At 58.4% G+C, this 20,291-nt stretch carries 16 protein-coding genes and 1 tRNA gene; 11 read left to right on the top strand and 6 right to left on the bottom strand.

Features of this window, described 5'->3' with window-relative positions; genetic code table 11:
* Positions 1–197: 197 nt before the first annotated feature.
* From AC2D8O_RS09470 to rpsF, 4 genes are all read right to left on the bottom strand, one after another.
* Positions 198–812 (bottom strand): nitroreductase family protein, encoded by a 615-nt coding sequence (locus AC2D8O_RS09470; protein ID WP_484678574.1) that lies wholly within the window; start codon positions 810–812, stop codon positions 198–200.
* A gap of 112 nt (positions 813–924) precedes the next feature.
* Positions 925–1,377, bottom strand: coding sequence for a 50S ribosomal protein L9 (rplI, locus tag AC2D8O_RS09465; protein ID WP_484678573.1), 453 nt, complete (start codon positions 1,375–1,377; stop codon positions 925–927).
* A 20-nt stretch (positions 1,378–1,397) separates the two neighbouring features.
* Positions 1,398–1,691, bottom strand: coding sequence for a 30S ribosomal protein S18 (gene rpsR, locus AC2D8O_RS09460; protein ID WP_484678572.1), 294 nt, complete (start codon positions 1,689–1,691; stop codon positions 1,398–1,400).
* Between the two features lie 7 nt (positions 1,692–1,698).
* Complete coding sequence (gene rpsF / locus AC2D8O_RS09455) at positions 1,699–2,055, bottom strand: 30S ribosomal protein S6 (RefSeq protein ID WP_484678571.1); 357 nt, start codon at positions 2,053–2,055, stop codon at positions 1,699–1,701.
* Positions 2,056–2,185: 130 nt separating this feature from the next.
* Here rpsF and purD point away from each other — a divergent pair, with 130 nt between their 5' ends.
* The 7 genes from purD to AC2D8O_RS09420 all read left to right on the top strand — a co-directional run bounded on the left by purD (position 2,186) and on the right by AC2D8O_RS09420 (position 13,628).
* Complete coding sequence (purD, locus tag AC2D8O_RS09450) at positions 2,186–3,457, top strand: phosphoribosylamine--glycine ligase (RefSeq protein ID WP_484678570.1); 1,272 nt, start codon at positions 2,186–2,188, stop codon at positions 3,455–3,457.
* Positions 3,458–3,508: 51 nt separating this feature from the next.
* On the top strand, positions 3,509–6,292 hold the full coding sequence (polA, locus tag AC2D8O_RS09445) for a DNA polymerase I (RefSeq protein ID WP_484678569.1): 2,784 nt from the start codon (positions 3,509–3,511) through the stop codon (positions 6,290–6,292).
* A 111-nt stretch (positions 6,293–6,403) separates the two neighbouring features.
* Entirely contained in the window at positions 6,404–7,276 is an 873-nt protein-coding gene (locus AC2D8O_RS09440) for a glycerophosphodiester phosphodiesterase family protein (protein ID WP_484678568.1), read from the top strand.
* 70 nt (positions 7,277–7,346) lie between these two features.
* Positions 7,347–8,882 carry a glutamine-hydrolyzing GMP synthase gene (gene guaA / locus AC2D8O_RS09435; RefSeq protein WP_484678567.1) on the top strand — a complete coding sequence of 512 codons (1,536 nt, stop codon included), beginning with the start codon at positions 7,347–7,349 and terminating at the stop codon, positions 8,880–8,882.
* A 4-nt stretch (positions 8,883–8,886) separates the two neighbouring features.
* Positions 8,887–10,656 carry an ABC transporter substrate-binding protein gene (locus AC2D8O_RS09430; protein ID WP_484678566.1) on the top strand — a complete coding sequence of 590 codons (1,770 nt, stop codon included), beginning with the start codon at positions 8,887–8,889 and terminating at the stop codon, positions 10,654–10,656.
* Complete coding sequence (locus AC2D8O_RS09425) at positions 10,625–11,230, top strand: DUF4296 domain-containing protein (RefSeq protein ID WP_484678565.1); 606 nt, start codon at positions 10,625–10,627, stop codon at positions 11,228–11,230. Before AC2D8O_RS09430 ends, AC2D8O_RS09425 begins: the two co-directional genes overlap by 32 nt.
* A 19-nt stretch (positions 11,231–11,249) precedes the next feature.
* On the top strand, positions 11,250–13,628 hold the full coding sequence (locus AC2D8O_RS09420) for an endonuclease MutS2 (protein WP_484678564.1): 2,379 nt from the start codon (positions 11,250–11,252) through the stop codon (positions 13,626–13,628).
* 61 nt (positions 13,629–13,689) lie between these two features.
* Here AC2D8O_RS09420 and AC2D8O_RS09415 read toward each other — a convergent pair.
* Positions 13,690–13,766, bottom strand: a tRNA-His gene (locus AC2D8O_RS09415).
* A gap of 115 nt (positions 13,767–13,881) precedes the next feature.
* Between AC2D8O_RS09415 and AC2D8O_RS09410 the strand changes: the two genes are divergently transcribed.
* From AC2D8O_RS09410 to AC2D8O_RS09400, 3 genes are all read left to right on the top strand, one after another.
* Entirely contained in the window at positions 13,882–14,652 is a 771-nt protein-coding gene (locus tag AC2D8O_RS09410) for a 3'-5' exonuclease (protein ID WP_484678563.1), read from the top strand.
* A gap of 76 nt (positions 14,653–14,728) precedes the next feature.
* Complete coding sequence (lgt, locus tag AC2D8O_RS09405) at positions 14,729–15,580, top strand: prolipoprotein diacylglyceryl transferase (RefSeq protein WP_484678562.1); 852 nt, start codon at positions 14,729–14,731, stop codon at positions 15,578–15,580.
* Positions 15,581–15,582: 2 nt separating this feature from the next.
* Entirely contained in the window at positions 15,583–15,993 is a 411-nt protein-coding gene (locus AC2D8O_RS09400) for a thioesterase family protein (protein WP_484678561.1), read from the top strand.
* On the opposite strand, the gene AC2D8O_RS09395 is transcribed toward AC2D8O_RS09400, so the two are convergent.
* Positions 15,981–18,905, bottom strand: a complete 2,925-nt coding sequence (locus AC2D8O_RS09395) for a PD-(D/E)XK nuclease family protein (protein WP_484678560.1) — start codon at positions 18,903–18,905, stop codon at positions 15,981–15,983. The genes AC2D8O_RS09400 and AC2D8O_RS09395 overlap by 13 nt on opposite strands.
* Positions 18,906–18,952: 47 nt before the next feature.
* Between AC2D8O_RS09395 and AC2D8O_RS09390 the strand changes: the two genes are divergently transcribed.
* A complete protein-coding gene (locus AC2D8O_RS09390; protein WP_484678559.1) occupies positions 18,953–20,266 on the top strand; it encodes a hypothetical protein in 1,314 nt (437 codons plus the stop codon).
* Positions 20,267–20,291: the final 25 nt, after the last annotated feature.

Here is a 20,291-nt window from a genome sequence, read left to right as displayed (position 1 = left end):
GCCGCGAAATAATGGTCTTTTGGGGCTGGCAATTCACTTTTCTGCCCAGCGGACTATATACACTTGTAACTCATTATCAATCAATTATATCATTATTTACATGTAACAAATCGACTGCTTCTCTTTCTTACATAAATGACTAAAACGAACAAGGAGAAGGGTATCCTTCTCCTTGTCGCTAAATCTCAACGTCCTGCTTAGAGGCTGGCGGGTGTGGCCCATGTCCCATTGAATACCTGTTCGGCCAGCGGGTGGCGTGTGCGTGGTTTCAGCTCATCCTGGTGGAAGCTGTCAGGTAACTGGCCAAAACCATCAGCCTGATAACCCATGGTGATGCCACTGACAGGTGTATACTCAGCAGGAATGCTGAAAACCTCCCGGGCTTTTTCGGGGAGGATTCCGCCCAGCGTGTGACATTGGATGCCGGGCTCGTTGGTAGCCTGTGTTACCAGCAGCCCTGTGGCAATGCCGCACTCGTACTGCCAGGTAGGGTTGGGCTTGTTGTTCAGCGTATAAGTAGTGCGGCCCACTACGAGTATCAACACCGGTGCCAGCCGCGCCCATTGCTGGTTCCAGTCGTTGTAGCAACTGAGCACCTTCTCCCAGCTATCACCCTGGCCTTTGATACCGATGATGAAGCGCCAGGGTTGTTCATTAAAGGACGACATGGCCCAGCGGGCAGCTTCGAAGGCACTCTGAAGCACATTCTGCGGCACTGGGCGCTCTGGGTTGTAGGCACGGGGGCTCCATCGGCGTTGGAGCGCTGGAAGTATGGGATACTGGGTGCTTGCGGGTTTTTCGATTGCGGACATATATAGTGCTGTGAACGGATGCAAGTTCGGGTACTGTGCCTGGCGAAACAAGGTGGGGGTAAAACAGAAAAAGCCCCGTGGTTACGGGGCTTTTTCTGTTACATAGGGAGGATTACTCGCCAGCTTTTTCTACCACGGTGAAAGGAAGTTCGAACTTCACTTCTTTGTGGAGGTTGATGTGGGCGCTGAAAGTGCCCGTAGCGGTGATGTTCTCCTTGATGCTGATGCGGCGGCGGTCTACGTCGTAGCCCTGCTCCTTCAGTGCGTTGTGGATCTGAATGGGCGTGATGCTGCCGTAGAGCTTACCATCTTTGCCGGTGAGGGTCTCGATGGTAATTTTCACAGCTTTCAGCTTGTCGGCGAGTACCGTAGCTTCCTGCTTGATTTTCTCCAGACGGTGAGCAGCCTGACGCAGGTTCTCGGCCAGTACCTTCTTGTTGGAAGGAGAGGCGATGATGGCGAGGCCTTTCGGGATCAGGTAGTTGAGGGCGTAGCCATCACGTACCTTTACGATATCGTCCTTTTCCCCCAGTTTCTCAACGTCGGCTTTCAGAATGATTTCCATGTCGTAGTCCTCCTGGTGGCTTACTTGAACGAATCGGTTACGAAGGGCAGCAGGGCCAGGTGGCGTGCACGCTTGATAGCGACGGCCAGCTGACGCTGGTACTTGAGGCTGGTGCCAGTGATACGGCGGGGCAGGATTTTGCCCTGGTCGTTCACAAACTTCAGCAGGAAGTCAGGATCCTTGTAGTCGATGTACTTGATGCCAGCCTTCTTGAAGCGGCAGTACTTCTTGCGGGGCTCCTGCTGCGAGGTTGCCAGAGCTGGGTTCAGCGGAGCAGCACCGATGTTGGAGCGGTTTCCTTGGTTGTTATCCATGGCTGTATCAGGCTTTGGCGGCGTTTTTCAGTTTGGTCTTGCGCTTGATGTTGTACTCCAGGGCGAACTTTTCCATTTTCACCGTGAGGTAGCGCATGATACGCTCATCGTACTGATACTCGGTTTCGAGCTTGGCGATGAGGTTTTGATTGGCGGACGTGAACTCAGTGTACACGTAATAACCGCTGGTTTTGCGGTTGATTTCGTACGCCAATTTTTTCAACCCCCAGATCTCCCGATGGATGATCGTGGCACCGTTGTCAGACAGAATCTTGCCAAATTTTTCTGCAATTTGGTCGTACTCCGCCGACGACAGGTCAGGGGTCACAATGAAGGTGGTTTCGTAGACGCGATTGTCTTCCATCACTAGACCTTTTAGTAAAAGGACTGCAAATATAGCGGAAGGGTTTTGACAAACCACTGCTGGTGCGAAAAAGTTTGGGAAAAGGGCAAGGAATAGGGGAAGAGAGAGGCGGGCGATGTATTTTCAGGGCATGAAAGTGTTGCTGCTGGGCGGTGGAGGCCGCGAACACGCGTTAGCCTGGAAGCTGGCGCAGAGCCCACATTGCGAGAAGCTGTTTGTTGCGCCGGGCAACCCTGGCACGGCAACTCTTGGCTCCAACCTTTCGCTGGACAGCACCGACCCGGATGCTGTTGCGCAGTTTGCGCTGAACGAACGTATTGGCCTGGTGGTAATAGGCCCTGAAGCGCCGTTGGTAGCTGGTGTTGCGGATGCCTGTCGCCGCGCTGGTATTCCGGTAATGGGCCCTGACAAGGGAGCGGCCCGCCTAGAGGGTTCCAAGCGGTTCGCCAAAGACTTTATGCTGCGTCACGGAATACCTACTGCCCGGTATGGTGCCTTTACGGAAGAGCAGCAGCAGGCGGCGCGTGCCTACCTTAAAGAACTGCGCCCACCCTATGTAGTGAAAGCCGATGGACTGGCGGCGGGCAAAGGCGTATATATATGTCAGACGCTGGAAGAGGCGGAAGCTGCCCTGGCTGACATGTTTGAGCATAATATCTTCGGTTCGGCCGGGGCTACGGTTGTCATAGAAGAGTTTCTGGACGGTATCGAGGTGTCGATGTTTGCCCTGTGCGACGGCAAGGATTATGTAATGCTGCCAGCCGTGAAGGACTACAAGCGGGTAGGCGAGGGCGACCGCGGCCCCAATACGGGCGGCATGGGCAGTGTATCGCCTGTGTTCTACGCCGACGATGTGTTTTTCCAGCGGGTGGAAGAGCGCGTAGTACGGCCCACTCTGCGCGGCATGGCCGTTGAGGGTCAGCAGTTTGTAGGTGTGCTGTTCATAGGCATCATGGTGGTGCATGGCGAACCTTATGTGCTGGAATACAATGTGCGTTTCGGCGACCCGGAGACGCAGTCCATCATGGCGCGAATAGATTCGGACCTTATAGACCTGTTTCATGCGGCTGCTACCGGGCGGCTGTCGGGCAAGCAGGTGAAGATCAGTCCGAAGGCTGCCGTAACGGTGGTGTGTGTCAGCGAAGGATATCCGGGCCACTTCGAGAAAGGGAAAACCATAACCGGGCTGGAGTACGTACAGCACTCGGTGGTGTTTCATGCGGGTACAGCCGAGAACGACGGCAAGCTGGTTACCAATGGTGGACGCGTATTGGCAGTAACCGCTACGGCCGACTCGTTGCCACAGGCCCGTGAGCTGGCCCTGGCCGATGCCGCCCGCATTCAGTATGACGGTGTACGCTTTCGTGCTGACATTGCGGCCGATGTGCTGATGGAGCCCTGAAACGGGACCGCGGGGCCGAGGAAAGCTCGGAGTAAGGGCTATCTTGCGGGTATGTCTGCCGACAAGCGCCTGTTTCTGCTCGACGCGATGGCCCTGATCTATCGCGCGCATTTTGTGTTCGTCAACAACCCGCGTGTTACCAGTTATGGGCTGGATACCAGCGCCGTATATGGCTTTGCGCTGACGCTGCTGGAACTGTTGGAAAAAGAGAAGCCGTCGCACATAGCAGTGTGCTTCGAGAGCGAAACGCCCACCCTGCGCGAACAGCAGTTTGAGCAATACAAAGCCCACCGCGAACCGCCGCCCGAGGCGCTGGTAAATGCGATTCCTTATGTGCAGAAGATGCTGCATGGTTTTGGCATTCCCTGTCTGAAGATGGATGGCTACGAGGCCGACGACGTGATGGGTACCCTTAGCAAACGGGCAGAGGAAAAGGGCTATCAGGTGTACCTGATGACCATGGACAAAGACATGGCCCAACTGGTAACGGAGAACGTGAAGCTCTATCGCCCTGGCTTGGGAGGGAAACCCCATGAGGTGTATGGGCCAGCCGAGGTAAAAGCCAAGTTTGGGGTGTATCCGCACCAGATAGCCGACTTTCTGGGCCTGAAGGGTGATGCGTCGGACAACATACCGGGCGTGCCGAAGGTGGGCGACAAAACGGCCGTGCAACTGCTGGAGCAGTTTGCCTCAGTAGAGGACATCTTCGCCAATCTGGATAAGATAGACAAACCTGCGCTGCGCAAAACGCTGACAGAGAACGAGCAGCAGGGCCGCATGAGCAAAGAGCTGGCGACCATTCATACCGAAGTGCCAGTAGCGTTTGACGAGGCCGCGGTGGAGCTGACGCCCCCCGACCGCCCGGCGTTGGAGCGGCTGTTCACCGAACTGGAGTTCCGAACGATGCTGAAGCGCGTGTTCAAGGACGCGCCTACTACGACGAATGGCGCCCCGACGCTGTTCGATGCCCCGGCGCCCTCAAAGCCTGCTGCTGCCCCCGCCGAGCCGGTGGAAGGGCTGACCTACAAAACGGTGGCCGACGTGCCGCATACCTATCATATAGTGCAGACCGACGCCCAGCGGCAGGAGCTGGTGGCGGCCATACGCAAGGCTGGGTTCCTGTGCTTTGATACAGAAACGACCTCGTTGGACACGTTGGATGCAGAACTGGTGGGCATATCGGTGGCGCTGAAGGCGCACGAGGGCTACTACCTGCCCTGCAATGACCCAGCAGATGCCGAAGCTGCCGTGCAGGCGCTGAAACCCCTGCTGGAAGACCCCGCCATTGCCAAGATTGGCCAGAACATCAAGTATGACCTGGGCATACTGAAGGGGCTGGGTGTGGAGGTGCAGGGCGAACTGCACGACACCATGCTTGAACATTATGTGATTCGCAGTGAGGGCAAGCACGGGCTGGATGCGCTGGCCCGCCAATACCTGGGCTACGAACCGGTGTCCATCGAAACGCTCATTGGCAAAAAGGGCAAGAACCAGGGCAACATGCGCGATGTGCCGCTGGAAAAGATTGCCGAGTACGCAGCCGAGGACGCCGACATTGCGCTGCAACTGCACGAGATACTGAAGCCCGAGCTGGCCGACCCCAAGCTGGAGCAGGTATACCGCACGCTGGACATGCCGCTGGTACCAGTGCTGGTAGACATGGAGTGGGAGGGCATCCGGCTGGACAGCGACTTTCTGGCCAACTACTCAGTGGACCTGGAGAAGCAGCTGGCACAGCTGGAGATGAAGATCTACCAACTGGCGGGCGAGCGGTTCAATATCAACAGCCCCAAGCAGTTGGGGGAGATTCTGTTCGACAAGCTGAAGCTGGGTGGCAAGCCCAAGCTGACCCCTACAGGCCAGTACGCCACAGACGAAGAGACGCTGGAATCGCTTGCGGTGGAGCACGAGCTGCCGGAGAACATACTGGCGTTCCGGTCGCTGGCGAAGCTGAAGAGCACATATGTGGATGCGCTGCCGACGCTGGTGTCGCCGCGGACGGGCCGCCTGCACACGAGCTACAATCAGGCAGTGGCTGTGACGGGCCGCCTGTCGAGCAACAACCCAAACCTGCAGAACATACCGATACGGACGGAGCAGGGGCGCGAGGTGCGCCGGGCGTTCATTCCGCGCGACGAGCACCACGTGCTGCTGTCGGCCGACTACTCGCAGATCGAGCTGCGCATCATGGCGCATATGTCCGGCGACCCTGCCCTGCGACAGGCGTTCATCGAGGCGCAGGACATTCACGAAGCCACCGCCGCCAAGGTGTTTGGCGTGCCCCCCAGTGAAGTAACCTTCGAGCAGCGCCGCAAGGCCAAGATGGTCAACTTCGGCATCATCTACGGCATCACACCCTATGGCCTGGCCCAGCGTCTGCGTATAGACCGTAGCGAAGCAAAATCCATCATCGACAGCTACTGGGTGCAGTATCCGTCGGTGCGCACGTTCATGGACGCCTGCATGACGATTGCCAAAGCCAATGGCTTTGCCGAAACGCTGTACGGGCGTCGCCACTATCTGGCCAACATTAACAGCCGGAATGCCACGGTGCGGTCTTTCGCAGAGCGGAACGCCATCAACACGCCGATACAGGGCACGGCCGCCGACCTCATGAAGCTGGCCATGATTAAAGTGCACGCCGAACTGAAACGCCGTGGACTGAAGACCCGTATGCTGCTACAGGTGCATGACGAACTGGTGTTTGACGTGCCCAAGCCAGAAGTAGAAGAGGTGCGTGCGCTGGTGAAAGACGGCATGGAGAACGCCGCCGAACTGAGCGTGCCGCTGGTGGCCTCAACCGGCACTGGCGACAACTGGCTGGATGCCCACTAACCTTATGGATATCGTGTTGATATAACCTTGATAAACACAGAAAGCATGTGGAAAAGGACAGTAGGGCTGTGGATAGTGTGTGCAGGAGTGTGGGTTTCAGCCTGTACGCAAGTGGAACGCACGGGTAAGGCTCCGGCAGCGATGCTGCCCGCTGGTTTTGATTGGCAGGGCCACAGGGGTGCCAGGGGGCTGGCGCCCGAGAATACTGCCGCTGCCATGCTGCGTGCGCTGGAACTGGGCGTGACTACGCTGGAACTGGATGTGGTAGTAACGGCCGATAGCCAGCTGGTGCTGTCGCACGAGCCGTGGATGAGTCCGGAAATCTGCACGCTGCCTGCCGAATGGAAAGCCAGCGATACACTGGTGCCGGGCCCTGCCGTCTATCAGATGACGCTGGCCCAGGTGCAGGCACTGGACTGCGGCCTGAAGGGGCACCCCCGATTTCCCGAACAAAAGCCGCAGAAGGCAGTGAAGCCGGAACTAGGCTGGCTGATGCACTATGCCGACAGCATGGCCCGTGTACTGAACCGCCCCCTGCCGTTCTACAATATCGAAACCAAAAGTACGCCGGAATGGGAAGCCAAAGGCCTGACGCCAACACCGGAGCGGTTTGCCCGGCTGCTGGCACAGGTGGTGGCCGACTCGGCTTTCGCGGGTCGTGTCTTCGTGCAGTCGTTCGACGTGTGGACGCTACAGGTGCTGCACCGCACGCATCCGCGTATCCCGCTGGTGCTGCTGGTGGAAAACAAAGTCAGCCTGCGCGCCAACCTGGATAGTTTGGGCTTTGTGCCGGCGGTTTACAGCCCCTATCATGAGTTGCTGACCACACAGATGATTGCCGATTGCCACCGCCAAGGCATGCGTGTGGTTCCCTGGACGGTAAACGAGGTGCCCCGGATGCAGGAGTTGATGGGAATGGGGGTGGACGGCCTGATTTCCGATTACCCAGACCGGTATTGGGAAGTGGTTAAATCGCGGCACTGAAATTGTTTACGCAAGGCTGGCGGGTTAACTTTGCGGCGCCAACGGCCCAAACCCCACCGTTGCGTGTTCCATGCACCAGAAAATCCTTATCGTTGACTTCGGAAGCCAGTACACCCAGCTGATCGCCCGGCGGGTGCGTGAGCTCAATGTGTACTGCGAGATTGTCTCGTACAAACACAAGTTCGAGGCCGATGGCAACGTGAAAGGGATCATCCTGTCGGGTAGCCCGGCTTCGGTGTCTCAGGAAGGCGCCCCCAAGGTGGAAATACTGGCGCTCCAACGCCAGATGAACGTGCCGATTCTGGGTGTGTGTTACGGGGCCCAGCTGCTTGCCAGCCAGGAGGGCGGGGTAGTAGCCCCCAGTCAGGTACGGGAGTATGGCCGTGCGGCGCTGCACACCAATGGCACACCCAGCCGCCTGCTGGCAGGGGTTTCGACGGGTTCGCAGGTGTGGATGAGCCACAGCGACACCATCAAGCAGCTGCCTGAGGCCTTCCGCATCATTGCGCATACCGACAGCATTCCGGTGGCCGCCTATGAGCACGCCTCGGTTCCTGTGTATGCCATCCAGTTCCACCCCGAGGTAACCCACTCGGTGGAGGGCCCTGTGATTCTGAAAAACTTCGTGCTGGACATCTGCGGCGCCGCGCCTACCTGGACGCCCCAGAGCTTTGTGGAGAGCACGGTGGAGGCCCTGAAGGCCCAGATTGGTGAGGGTTCGGTGGTATGTGCGCTGTCAGGCGGTGTGGACTCCACCGTGGCAGCTGTGCTGCTGCAGAAAGCCATTGGTGACCGTCTGCACTGTATTTTCGTGAACAACGGTCTGCTGCGCCTGAACGAGTATGACCAGGTGCTGGACCACTACAAACACATGGGGCTGAACATCCACGGCGTGGATGCTTCGGCCAAGTTCCTAGGCGAGCTGAAGGGCGTAAGCGACCCCGAGCAGAAGCGCAAAATCATTGGCCGCCTGTTCATCGAGGTGTTTGAGGCTGAAGCCAAGCGCATTCAGGGGATAGACTTCCTGGCGCAGGGTACCATCTACCCTGATGTTATCGAGAGCGTATCGGTAAATGGCCCTTCGGTAACCATCAAGAGCCACCACAACGTGGGTGGTCTGCCCGAGCGCATGCACCTGAAGGTGGTAGAGCCTCTGCGTTTTCTGTTCAAGGACGAAGTGCGCCGTGTAGGCCGAGCGCTGGGCATTGCCGACCATCTGCTGGGCCGCCATCCTTTCCCAGGGCCCGGACTGGCCATTCGGGTGATAGGCGAAGTGACCCCCGAGCGCATTGCCGTGCTGCAGAAAGCAGACGACGTGTATATCTCCACCCTGCGCGAACATGGCCTGTACGACAAAATCTGGCAGGCGTTTGCCGTGCTGCTGCCCGTGAGCAGTGTGGGCGTAATGGGCGATGAGCGCACCTACGAGAATGTATTGGCCATCCGTGCCGTCACCAGCACCGACGGCATGACTGCCGATTGGGCACATATACCTTTCGATGTGCTGGCCGAGATTTCCAGCAGAATCATCAACCGTGTAAAAGGAGTGAACCGCGTGGTATACGACATCAGTTCGAAGCCGCCGGCCACTATCGAATGGGAATAACCATATGCAGAAACAAGCCCGTCTACTGTCGCTGATACTGTTGGCATTTTGCCTGATGGCTGGCACCTGCCCTGTAGTGAAAGCCCAGAGCGACGACCGCAAGGCGCAGGAGTATTTTAACCTGGGCCAGAAATACTTTGGCACACAGAACTGGGCCGAGGCCGCCCGTTTTTTCGACCTCTCGGCGCGCCGCAGCCCACACCGGCTTACCTCGGCCAGCCTGTACATGACGGGCCTGGCTTTTTACCGCGATGGCCGAGACGAGCGCGCAATCGAAGAGTTTCAGAAGCTGCTGAAGCAGTATCCTGAAAGCCGCTATGCGGATGCTGCACAGTATCACAAGGCGCTCAGCATGCTGAAGTTTCCTGATAAGCGTGAAGGTGGGCTGTACCTGCTGCTGTCGCTGTCAGAACAGGCAGTCGATGCGCAGCTCAAGCAGGATGCCTTAACAGCCGTACGAAAGTATCTGTACGAAAAGGCCGATGCAGAGTTTCTGCGCGTGTATTATGACAAGGCTCGGCCTTCGGTGCGTGAAACCGTGCTGGAAGCCCTTCTGTATCATCTGGCCAAGGTTGGTAAGCGACAGGATGCCCAGAAAATACTTGCCGACTACGAGAAGGCAGGAAACAAACCCACACTCCGTATGCGAGGGGCAGTAGGTGTGGCACCAACCGCTACTTTGACGCCTGCACGCAGCCTGAATGTGGCTGAAGAAGTTCGTATTGCGGTGGTGCTGCCATTTCAGGCCGACCGACCTGATTCGCTGCAGGATGTACAGGCACAGATAGCAATGGAGATATTCTCTGGCGTGCAGCTGGCGGCCGTCGAGGAGATGTATCCGAACCTGAAGAAAGTGACGCTGCGGGCATTTGATTCGGCAGGCGACAGCATACGTGCCAGCCAGCTGACCGCTACGGATTTGCGCGCCTTCAAACCCCATGTGGTGATTGGTGACGTGCGCAACAAAGTGACCCGTGCCATCATGCAGCAGCTGGACACCAACCAGACAGTGCTGATTGTACCGTTGTCGGATACCGACGAACTGGTACGGGGGCAGGGGTATACGCTACTGGCCAACCCTTCTGAACTGACCTCAGTTCGGAAACTTGGCGAGTTTGCCCGTGCCAAACAACCTCAGAAGCGCTACATGGTGCTGATGGAGGAGACCCGGCAGAGTGAACAGCTGGGAGAACAGTTTACGCAAGGACTGCTTGCCGACAGCATTGAGGTGTTTCGGCGCAAGGTGCCCACCAAGCGTGAATTAGCCATACCGCAGATCAACGATGCCATTCGTGCCATGCGCCAGAACAAGTTCGATGCCGTCTTCATCCCGATTCAGAACGAGGAACTGGTTTCGTGGGCACTATACAAGCTGAACACCGATTCGGTGAAGGTGCAGATTTACGGCACCGATCGCTGGCGAGCCTTCCGTAGCATAGACAAGGAACTGCTGTTCAAGTACCGCGTACTGCTCACCGACTGTTATCTGGCAGGCAATGACTCGGTAGCGCTGGATGCCCACACCCATCAGTATCTGAAGCGTTATTCCACAGTGCCGTCTGTGTATGCTACACAAGGTTATGACGTAACACGTATGGTTCTGACGGCGTTGGGCACGGCCCCTGATGCGCCATCTGCCCGTGAGGCATTGCGTCGGGCCAAGCCCTTCCGTGGTATCAGCCAGAATTTCTACTTCGCAGGTGCGCCGTCCAATCAATCGGTGCAGATTCTACAGTACGACAATGGAGAGTTCCGCCGACAGGTTCCGTGGTAAGGTAGCAGCGGTGGCGGTGCTGATGGCGGCTTTAATTGCTGGCTGTTCTACTGTGCCCGACACTGCAGGCAGGCAACGACTTGCGGACTCGACCTTCCTCAAGGTGCTGTTGGAAATGCACATGGTGGAAGGGGCCATGAGCACTGCCGGCGACTACGAGGTAAATACCCGGCGCGATTCTTTGGCGGCCAAGTTGTATGCCGAAATCCTGGTCCGTCACAACGTCAATGCGGAGGACTTCAATCAGACCTTGTTGTATTACCAGAACCACCCCAATGAGTTCGAGGTAATGTATGACAGCTTGATTTCGCCTGTTGCTGACAGCGCCGCCAAGGTTCGGGCCCGTACGCCGGAAGTAAAGGCTGCTGCTCAGCCAGTATCTACACCGCCCGCTGTCCAGGCTGCCTCGCCTTCCGCTGCGCCCCCCTCTAAAGGCACAGCACCCACCCGCAAGCAGAAAGAAGGCCCAGCTGGAATGGGGCAGCAGCGCAGAGAGATACAGAAGCGTATGCGTGAGCGGAATGAGCAAATGAAACGCAACAAAAATGCCTTGGGTGGAACCGGGGCGAATTAATCTCCTGTTCGAGAGGCCTATGCGCCTATATCCTGAAGACGCCTACCAAAAGCTGGGCTACGACGATATCCGCCAGCGGCTGGCACAGCTTTGCCTTTCAGACGAAGGCAAGGAGGCTGCCCTTTTGCTGGAGCCACAAGACGCTTTTGAAGAGGTGCATACGGCCCTGCGGCAAACGCATGAGTACCGGCAACTGCTGGACTCGGGCCAGCCCCTGCCGATGCAAAGCATCCCCAGTGTCACGTTTCTGCTGCGCAAGTCGGCGGTGCCAGGCAATTACATCACGGAAGAAGAGGCGCTGAAGGTGCTGCGCTGGCTGGAAGTGGTGCGCAAGGTAAAAGGCTATCTGGAAGCCCGGGCCGAAGTAGCGCCCTCGCTGATGCTGCTGATGACTGGTCTGGAGTTTGACTTCCGTCTTATTGGCCGCATAGAAGAGGTGGTAGACCGCAACGGTCGCATGCTGGATAGCGCCTCGCCGGTGCTGAAACGCCTGCGTGTATCGCTGATAGAGCGCGGCAACGCGGTGCGTCAGGCGCTGGACCGCATGATGCGCCATGCCCGCGCACAGGGCTGGGCCGATGACCGGGACCTGACCCTGCGCGGCGAGCGCCTGGTGCTGCCCATGCACGCTGAAGCCAAGAACAAACTGCCGGGCATCATTCACGATGTGTCCTCTACTGGCCAGACCGTATATCTGGAGCCGCTGGAGGCGGTGGAGCTGAACAACGAGATTCGTGAACTGCGCCTGCGTGAGCGGAATGAGGTGGTGCGGATTCTCACCGAGCTGACAGACAGCATCCGGCCGATGATACCGCTGTTCACACGCTTTGTGGATTTCCTTTCGGCGGTAGACCTGCTTTCGGGGAAGGCCAAACTGGCCCAGTTGATGGGAGGGCTGCTCCCGGCGCTGGAACGCAGGCTGGAGAAAGTAGAGATAGTAGACGCCCGCCATCCGGTACTGGTACTGCGCCTGGGGCGCGAAAAAGTGGTGCCGCTGACCCTGCGGCTGACCCCCGACCGTAAAGTGCTGGTGATCAGCGGCCCTAATGCGGGTGGCAAGTCCATTGCGCTGAAAACGCTGGGGCTCTTGCAGGTGATGCTACAGGCGGGCCTGCTGGTGCCCTGTTCGCCCGACGCCCGTTTTGGGCTTTTTCAACAGGTGTTTGTGGATATCGGCGACGATCAGAGCGTTCTCAACGACTTGTCCACCTATAGTTCACACCTCGCCCACATGCGCGAGATGCTGATGTTTCTGGACAAGCGCTCGCTGTTTCTCATAGATGAGTTTGGGACAGGCACCGACCCCCAGCTGGGCGGCCCGATGGCGGAAGCCATGCTGGAGCGGTTTCTTTCGGCAGGCGCTTACGGGGCCGTTACGACGCACTATTCCAATCTGAAGGACTTTGCCACCCGCGACCAGCGGTGCGCCAATGCCGCCATGCTGTTCGATACCGAGACGCTTCAACCGACCTATCGGCTGTCGCAGGGGCTTCCGGGCAGCAGCTTTACGTTCGAAATGGCCCAGCGGGCAGGCATTCCGCCCGATCTGATTGAGCAGGCCAAGGAGAAGGCTGGAACTACGCGTTCGGGTGCCGATGCGCTGCTGGTAGACCTGAAGAAGCAGGAGGCCGAATTGCAGAGTGCATTGGCGCGGGCTGCTCTGCGCGAACAGGAGCTCAATTCACTGGTAGCCACCCAGAAGCAGGCAGTGCGCGAGGCCCAGACCAAGCGAACCGAGCTGCTGGAGAAAGCCCGCCAGGAAGCCGCCGACAAGCTGCGCAAGGCAAATGCCCGAATTGAGCAGACCATCCGCGAGATCAAGGAGGCGCAGGCCGACAAGCAGGTGACCAAGCAGCTGCGCAAGGACCTGGAGAAAGAACTGATTCTTGCGCCCGTAGTGGATGAAGAAGCCTTCCCAGTACCCGAGGTGGTGGAGCAGGCGGGCGAGGCCTTTGCCGAGGGCGACTGGGTGAAGCTGCCCGGCTCGGATTTTCCGGCGCAGGTGCTGGAACTGCGCGACAGCCGGGCACTGGTGGCGCTGGGCGAGCTACAGATTACCGTAGACCGCAGCGACCTCATCAAGGTGCAACATGTGAAGAAGAGTGGCGGCAAGGGTGGCAATGTGCGCCAGATACAGCGGTCGGCCACTGCCAAGCGCGAACTGGACCTGCGGGGCCAGCGTGTGGAGGCGGCTCTGGCCGAGGTAGACCGCTTCATGGACCAGGCGCTGCTGGGCGGGCTGGACGAACTGGTGATTCTGCACGGGAAAGGCAGCGGGGCGCTGCGGCAGGCCATCCGCGACCACCTGAGCAAGAACTACCACCAGGTTCGCCACATGATGGACGGCCCGGCACAGGGTGGCGGCGCAGGCATTACCATTGTGCAGCTGGCTGGCTAGCAACCGCTGTTTCCCCTCAAACTGGTATAATGAAAAAAGCCCCGATTTGGGGCTTTTCTGTTGGGGAGGAAGAGGGGGCTCGAACCCCCGACCTTCGGAACCACAATCCGACGCTCTAACCAGCTGAGCTACATCCTCCGTGTTTTGTGGGCACAAAGATAAAACAACGGCTTCATTCGATACAACTCTTTTGCGTGGAAAGTTTTTGAAAGTGTCCACGAATATCTTCCGCAATTTGCCTTTTTCCGCTGTTATGTCTGCCGTTTCACTCTCGCAGGTCGACCTCGGCCAAGTGTTGTTTCTTGATATCGAAACAGTTCCGGCGTGGCCGGCGTACGGTCAGGTGCCCGAGGCCCTGCAGAAGCATTGGCTGCGCAAAGCCCAGACGAAGTTCCGCGTAGAGGAAACCGATGCCGCCGAGGCGCAGTATGGCGAGAGCGCCGGACTGTTTGCCGAGTTCGGCAAGGTGGTGTGTGTGTCGGTGGGCATGCTGCAAGGCGAGGGCGAGCAGCAGAAGTTCTTCCTGAAGTCGTTTGCCGGCGACGACGAGCACGCGCTGCTGACGGAATTTGCGGCATTTCTGAGTCAGCTGAGCCAGCGACCCGACGAGCCGGCCCGTGGCCGGCGGCGAATCCATCACCTCTGTGCCCACAACGGCATGGAGTTCGACTTTCCGTACCTGGGGCGGCGCATGCTGGTGCTGGGCATTCCACTGCCGGCCCTGCTGAACCTGCAGGGGAAGAAGCCCTGGGAGGTGCCGCACATCGACACCCTGCAACTCTGGAGCTTTGGCGACCGCAAGGCGTATACCGGGCTGGCGCTGCTGGCCGAGGTGTTCGGCATTCCGACGCCAAAGGGCGACATAGACGGCTCGGATGTAGCGCGGGTGTACTGGCACGAGCGCGACCTGGAGCGCATCGTGCAATACTGCCAGCGTGATGTGGTGACTGTGGTACGCCTGTTGCAAAAAATGATGTATCTGCCACCAGTGGCCGACGAGCACGTTTCCGTCATCACTGGTTAACAAACCGTTATCGGCTGGCTGTTGTCATTGGGCCGCGGTTGCCGTTTCTTTACGCACCTGAATCAGGTACTACGCAATGCTTTCCTATATCAACTGGGACTTCGATCCCTTCATTCTTCAGTGGGGTTTCCTGCGCCTGGGCTGGTACGGTATCCTGTTCGCTGGCTCGTTTGTGCTGGGTTACTACCTGATGCTGAAGATGTTCAAGCATGAGGGCCGCACACAGGAGCAGCTGGATTCCTTGACGCTTTATATGGCCGCAAGTACCTTTCTGGGCGCGCGGCTGGGCCATGTGCTCTTCTACAGCCCGGACTATTATCTGTCTAATCCCATCGAGATTCTGAAGGTGTGGGAAGGGGGGCTTGCCAGCCACGGCGCTGCCATTGGTATTCTGTTTGGTCTCTGGCTTTTTGCCCGCAAGCAGGCGAACATTGCCTATCTGTGGATGGTAGACCGTATTGTCATTACGGTGGCGCTGGCTGGCTGTATGATTCGCTTGGGCAACCTGGCCAACAGCGAAATCTACGGCGAGCCAACCGATGTGCCTTGGGCCTTCATTTTCACGCGGCTGGGCGACAACATTCCGCGCCACCCAACACAGATCTACGAGTCGTTTGCCTATCTGTGCATCTTCCTGTTTCTCAACTGGCAGTATCGCAGGCTGCACCGGCACATTCCCCAGGGCTATCTGCTGGGCCTGTTCCTGATTCTGGTGTTCGGCTTCCGTTTCTGTATCGAATTCATGAAAGCGCCTCAGGTAGCTTTTGAGAGCACGATGAGCCTGAACATGGGCCAGTTGCTGAGCATACCCTTTGTGTTGCTGGGTGTATGGCTTGTGGGCCGGGTATGGAAACAATTGCCGGGGGCGCATGCCGCTGCAAAGGGAGATAAAGACCCGTTCGTGAAAGCCCAGCCCGCCAAGGCCTGAGTATGGTAAATCCCTGGAAGCCGGGCGATACCTGCACCACAGAGCTGACGGTGGGCGAAGCCGACCTTGCGGCTTTTCCCGAAGGCGGCCTGGTGCACTCGGTACTCAGTACGTTTACACTGGCGCGCGAAGCCGAATGGGTATGCCGTCAGTTTGTGCTGCCCATGCGCGAGGCGGGGGAAGAGGGAGTTGGCGGCTCGGTGTCGGTGCATCACAAAGCCCCGGCGGTGCTGGGGGCCAGAGTCAGGTTTACGGCTACGTTGGTGACGGTAGCGGACAACCGGGTTGACTGCACGTGGCAGGCGCATGTCGGCAGCCTGCTCATTGCCGAAGGCGAGCAGACACAGTACATACTGGACAAAGCCCGGTTTGATGCCCGGCTGGAGAAACTCCGTGCCGATCAGCTGCGGTAGCAGATGTTGAAGTAGGCGCAGTAGCCACAGACCTTGTCGTCGCGCAGCTGCCGGAAGGGCACGCTGGGGTCCAGAATCTCGGCAAGCAGCTGGCGCAGTCTGCGCTCAAAGTCGTCCCAGCCGTGGCTTATTTCCAGCAGGTGGGAAAGGTCGAGTGGACCTTTTTTGAGAAAGTCGCGCATGCCGTACAGCTGAATGCCCAACTGCTGCCTTGCTTTCAGGTTATCAGCATCAAAGAGATAGGCATAGTACAGCGCCTGAAAGGCTTCTTTGTGTTTGTGGGAGGCAAAAAGTTCGGCCAGGTCTTCATACCGTGCCTTCACTTCCACTTTGCCTGTCTTGTAGTCAATCAACTGGTAAACGCCGTCTTTCAGGTCGATACGGTCGGCGCGGCCCGCCAGTTTCAACACCGAACCATCGTGCAGAGTGAGGCTGCGGGCCAGCTTCTCTTCCAGCGATACAATCTGGAAGGGCGCTTTGCGGGCATCCTCTTCAAGAATAAGCAGCACCAGGCGCTCCAGCACCTTTACGCGCAGCAGGTTGCGGCCTCTGATACCGTGGCGGCTCTCGGGCAGCTCCTTCTCCAACGCCTCCATGAGTGTGGCATGCACTTGTGGCTTCAGCTGCTCTATCAGCTCCTTGCTCAGCATCTCATTGAGGTAGGGCTTGTAGAGCTGCTCTATGGTGTTGTGCAATACGTTACCAAAAGCGCCAGCTTCCAGTTCTTCTACCAGTTGCTCGGGTTCGGGGAGGCGCACCACTGAACGGAAATAGAACTGCAGCGGGCAGGTGATGTAGCGGCCCAGGTCGGTGGGGTAGATGAGGCGCTGTTCCTGGTTTGCTCCTGGGTCAAGGTACTCGCGCAGTTTTTGCATCACCTCCGGGGTTTTCTCGATGGTGATGTCGGGTGTCTGGGTGTTGCGGATGGGAAGTGTAAGGCCCTGCTCTTCCAGCGTGATGGTATCGGGAAAGTGGGCTGCCAGTTCGTAGAGCAGTTGCAGGATAAATCGGCTGCGTTCGCCGCCCCCCATGCCCCGGCTGCTGGCGGCAGTGTCGTAGATGAGGGTTGCGTTGCGGGCACGGGGCAGCAGACGATAGAAGTTGTAAGCCGATACGGCGTCGGAGTCTTCCAGCGTAGGCAGGCCAAAGGCCCGGCGCAGGTTGTAGGGAATCAGCGAGGCTGGCACTCGGCCCGCAGGCAGGGTGCCGTCGTTTACCGACAGCACATACAGTTGGTCGAAGTTGAGACAGCGTGTTTCCAGCAAACCCATGAGTTGCACGCCACGCAGAGGCTCGCCGCTGAAGGGCACCCGCCCACTGGTGAGCAGCTGACTGAGAATGCGCCAGAAGGTAGCCAGTGGCAGTTGTGCCGCCTCAGGGTCGGCCTGTGTGAGGGCATCGGAGATGCGGGTGAGCTGGCTGTAGAAGTGGAAGAGGATTTCCTCTTCCATGACGGGTGTCTGGCGCTGAAGCTCAGCGGGATCGGCGTCGGGAAACTGGCGCGCACGTGCATCGGCAATGGTGTTTCGGATGTGGTCGCGCAGCGCCAGCAGGGCTTCGCGAAGTACCACAAGGGCATCGCTGGCGCGGTACATGGGGCGCAGCAGAATGGAGAGCAGGTTTGCCGCTGCACTGGCTCTGAGTTCTTGAGTGGCAGCCGCGGGAACATACACCCAGCCACGTTCGCGGGCCTTGCGGATCAGCTCCTGTACTTCGCTCAGGGCTGCGATCTGCACAAAAGGGTGCAGCAACACCTGAAACAGGTCTTTGTGGTACCAGGCCACCACGCGCCCACTGGCATCAAAGCGCGCCCGCTGGCTCAGCTGTATGAGCGACTGCATAAGGCTGAACACCGGAGACTGCCGCAACGGATAGCCCATCGTAACGTTGAGGGCTGGCAGGCTTTCGGGCAGTGAATACAGCACAGGAAACAGCAGGCCTTCGTCGCCCAGCACGACAGCGGTTTCGGTACCGGGCGTGTGTTGTGCAGCCTGTTCGGCCAGCAGCTGCCCCACGGTCTTGGCCTGAGTAGACTGCATGGGCACCCCCAGAATGCGGATGTGCAGGGGTTCTTTGCCCAGCAGGCTTGGCAGGGCTTTGCGTTCGGCTGGGGTGAGGAAGCGCCGCATGAAGCGCCCAGCCTCATGGCCCTCCACCTTGTTGACGAAATAGGTGTCAGCGTCTACATAAAAACGGGCCTTACCTTTTTTCTCCAGCAGTCGCACAATGCTGCTTTCGGTAGCAGAGAGGGCGTTGAAGCCTGCAAAGACAATGGGCCCTTCGGGTAGGGGCACGGGGCGGTCGGCACGGAGGTCTTCGGCAAACTTGCGGCAGATCATGCCGTAGTAGCCCAGCCCTTCGGCCTCCAGAGTTGCACGGAACTGCTGGTACAGCGTAGGGAGAATCTCCCACAGGCGCAGGAATTTCTGCTGCTGCACCCCCAGTGGCTCTACGGAGAAGCTCTTCCAGAACTCCCGAAATGCTTCCATGTCTTCCAGCGAAGTGGGGAAGGCTTCCTCTATTTCTTTCAGCTCCAGCAGGTTGGTAAAGAGCTGCTTGGCGTCGGCGGCGTAGAGGTCCACCTGGTCGAAGTCGGATACCAGGGTGTCGGACCAGCCGATGTAGGTTTCCAGCGCCTCTCCGGGAACAAGCTGGTGAAACAGCGGCCAGAGCTTCAGTTGCAGTGTCAGCATGTCGGGCTGCTGGAGTGCGGCGCCCTGCTGCAGGAAAGCATCGAAAGCAAGCGTGCGTGGCCCCCAGAGTGGCCTGCCTGCGGCCTGTGCCTGTTTGGCCAGCGTCTGCTTGAAGAACAGCCCCGCCCGCTGGTTAGGGAAAATCACAGTAAGGGCTGAGAGGTCGGTGCCCCACTCGGCGGTGAGTGCCTCGGCCAGTTCTTCCAGAAAGGTCTTCATGCGATTGTCAAATATACCTGACACGGTCAAAGGTGCTACCTTTCGGTATGATTTGGGGAGTGCGCATGTTGGGGGCATTGCTGGGGCTTCTGATGGCAACAGGTGACGCCTACGGGCAATTGCAGGGGCTTATGGTAGAGGGGCGTGATATCGCCGACATCTCATTGGTGCGGTCGGTAGGAGTTCCGGTGGTGCGGTCGGGCGTTGGTTTGCAGTTGCAGCGACTTTCGGTGCAGGTAGTGGCCCTTGGCAGCGACCAACTGGCCGTGTCGCAGGTGTTGCAGGTGGTGAACAGCGGCACGGACAGCCTGTTCCGTATGGCGCTGCCAGTGGACGTAGTGATGCTGGCCCCGTATTACGATGAGGAGTGGAAGGTAGGGGCTCTTACAGAGGTGGAGATGGCCGCCGAGGGCCGCGCGCTGGCCCGCGAGGCAGAAGAAGTGGAGGTGCTGCCTGATTCGATGTGGGGGAGTCGTGTGGGCCGTCATTGGCAGATATACGAGGTGATAGTGCCACCTGGCACTGCCCGGCTGCTGACCATGGATTTTCAGCTGCGCGCCCAATACGTAACCTTTTTGAAGCCAGCCGACTGGATGGACGAATACACCCAGCGGGTGGTTACCCTACAGTTGGAGAACAGTGCAGAAACCTGGGGGATGGTGGGCAGTGTACGTTTCCTGTTGGACCTGCGGGCACTGCAGGAGGTGGCACCGCAGCTGGAAAGCCTGAATCTGGAAGGTTTTCAGCAACCCAATCCAACGGAATGGATGTATGAACTGGAGGCGGGGCCTGTGTCGTTGGTGTCGCTAGGCAACCTGTCGGCAGGCTGGGAGGTGCAGGAATATGAGCGGAAGCTGCTGTTTGCGCTGTATGAAGTGCCCAAAGGCGTGGTAAAGAGCGCCAAAGCCCGTGGAGCCAGCAGCGAACAGACCCTGGCTGTGGCTGCGCTGGATGGCAACCCGGCAATGGCCTGGGTGAGCGATAGCCTGAATGGTGGAAACAATGCATGGTGGGAAGCAACTGTGCAGCAGCCGCTGAAAGCCATCGGGATATTGTCGGGCTGGAACGCCACTACCGACTCGCTGCGGCACTATGGCCGCCCCAAACAGGTGCGACTGGTGATTACCTGTCTGGACTGCAAGCCCCAACCGAGGCAGGTGCTGAACCGGGTTATAATGCTTCTGGACCGGCCCCGCACAGCCCCTCAACCAATGGAGGTGGCCGATGCCATTCAGTGGTTATGGAGCAGCAAGGGTGCATGGCAAAGCCAGCAGCGTTGGCGGGTGCGGCTGGAGGTTCTGTCGCAGTACCCGGGGGTACAGCCACGGGTGGCAGTGTCCGAACTGTTTCTGCTGAAATAGAAAAGCCCGCCGAAGAAGCGGGCTT

It is taken from the genome of Pontibacter sp. T17, assembly GCF_057219875.1.
The sequence above is the reverse complement of the archived record's forward strand: the minus strand, read 5'-3'. Positions and strand labels throughout refer to the sequence as shown.

Bases quoted from the DNA above. Each gene is read 5' to 3' on its own strand.
- AC2D8O_RS09470 (WP_484678574.1), bottom strand. From the start codon at position 812: ATGTCCGCAATCGAAAAACCCGCAAGCACCCAGTATCCCATACTTCCA.
- rplI (WP_484678573.1), bottom strand. From the start codon at position 1,377: ATGGAAATCATTCTGAAAGCCGACGTTGAGAAACTGGGGGAAAAGGAC.
- rpsR (WP_484678572.1), bottom strand. From the start codon at position 1,691: ATGGATAACAACCAAGGAAACCGCTCCAACATCGGTGCTGCTCCGCTG.
- rpsF (WP_484678571.1), bottom strand. From the start codon at position 2,055: ATGGAAGACAATCGCGTCTACGAAACCACCTTCATTGTGACCCCTGAC.
- purD (WP_484678570.1), top strand. From the start codon at position 2,186: ATGAAAGTGTTGCTGCTGGGCGGTGGAGGCCGCGAACACGCGTTAGCC.
- polA (WP_484678569.1), top strand. From the start codon at position 3,509: ATGTCTGCCGACAAGCGCCTGTTTCTGCTCGACGCGATGGCCCTGATC.
- guaA (WP_484678567.1), top strand. From the start codon at position 7,347: ATGCACCAGAAAATCCTTATCGTTGACTTCGGAAGCCAGTACACCCAG.
- AC2D8O_RS09430 (WP_484678566.1), top strand. From the start codon at position 8,887: ATGCAGAAACAAGCCCGTCTACTGTCGCTGATACTGTTGGCATTTTGC.
- AC2D8O_RS09425 (WP_484678565.1), top strand. From the start codon at position 10,625: ATGGAGAGTTCCGCCGACAGGTTCCGTGGTAAGGTAGCAGCGGTGGCG.
- AC2D8O_RS09420 (WP_484678564.1), top strand. From the start codon at position 11,250: ATGCGCCTATATCCTGAAGACGCCTACCAAAAGCTGGGCTACGACGAT.
- AC2D8O_RS09410 (WP_484678563.1), top strand. From the start codon at position 13,882: ATGTCTGCCGTTTCACTCTCGCAGGTCGACCTCGGCCAAGTGTTGTTT.
- lgt (WP_484678562.1), top strand. From the start codon at position 14,729: ATGCTTTCCTATATCAACTGGGACTTCGATCCCTTCATTCTTCAGTGG.
- AC2D8O_RS09400 (WP_484678561.1), top strand. From the start codon at position 15,583: ATGGTAAATCCCTGGAAGCCGGGCGATACCTGCACCACAGAGCTGACG.
- AC2D8O_RS09395 (WP_484678560.1), bottom strand. From the start codon at position 18,905: ATGAAGACCTTTCTGGAAGAACTGGCCGAGGCACTCACCGCCGAGTGG.
- AC2D8O_RS09390 (WP_484678559.1), top strand. From the start codon at position 18,953: ATGATTTGGGGAGTGCGCATGTTGGGGGCATTGCTGGGGCTTCTGATG.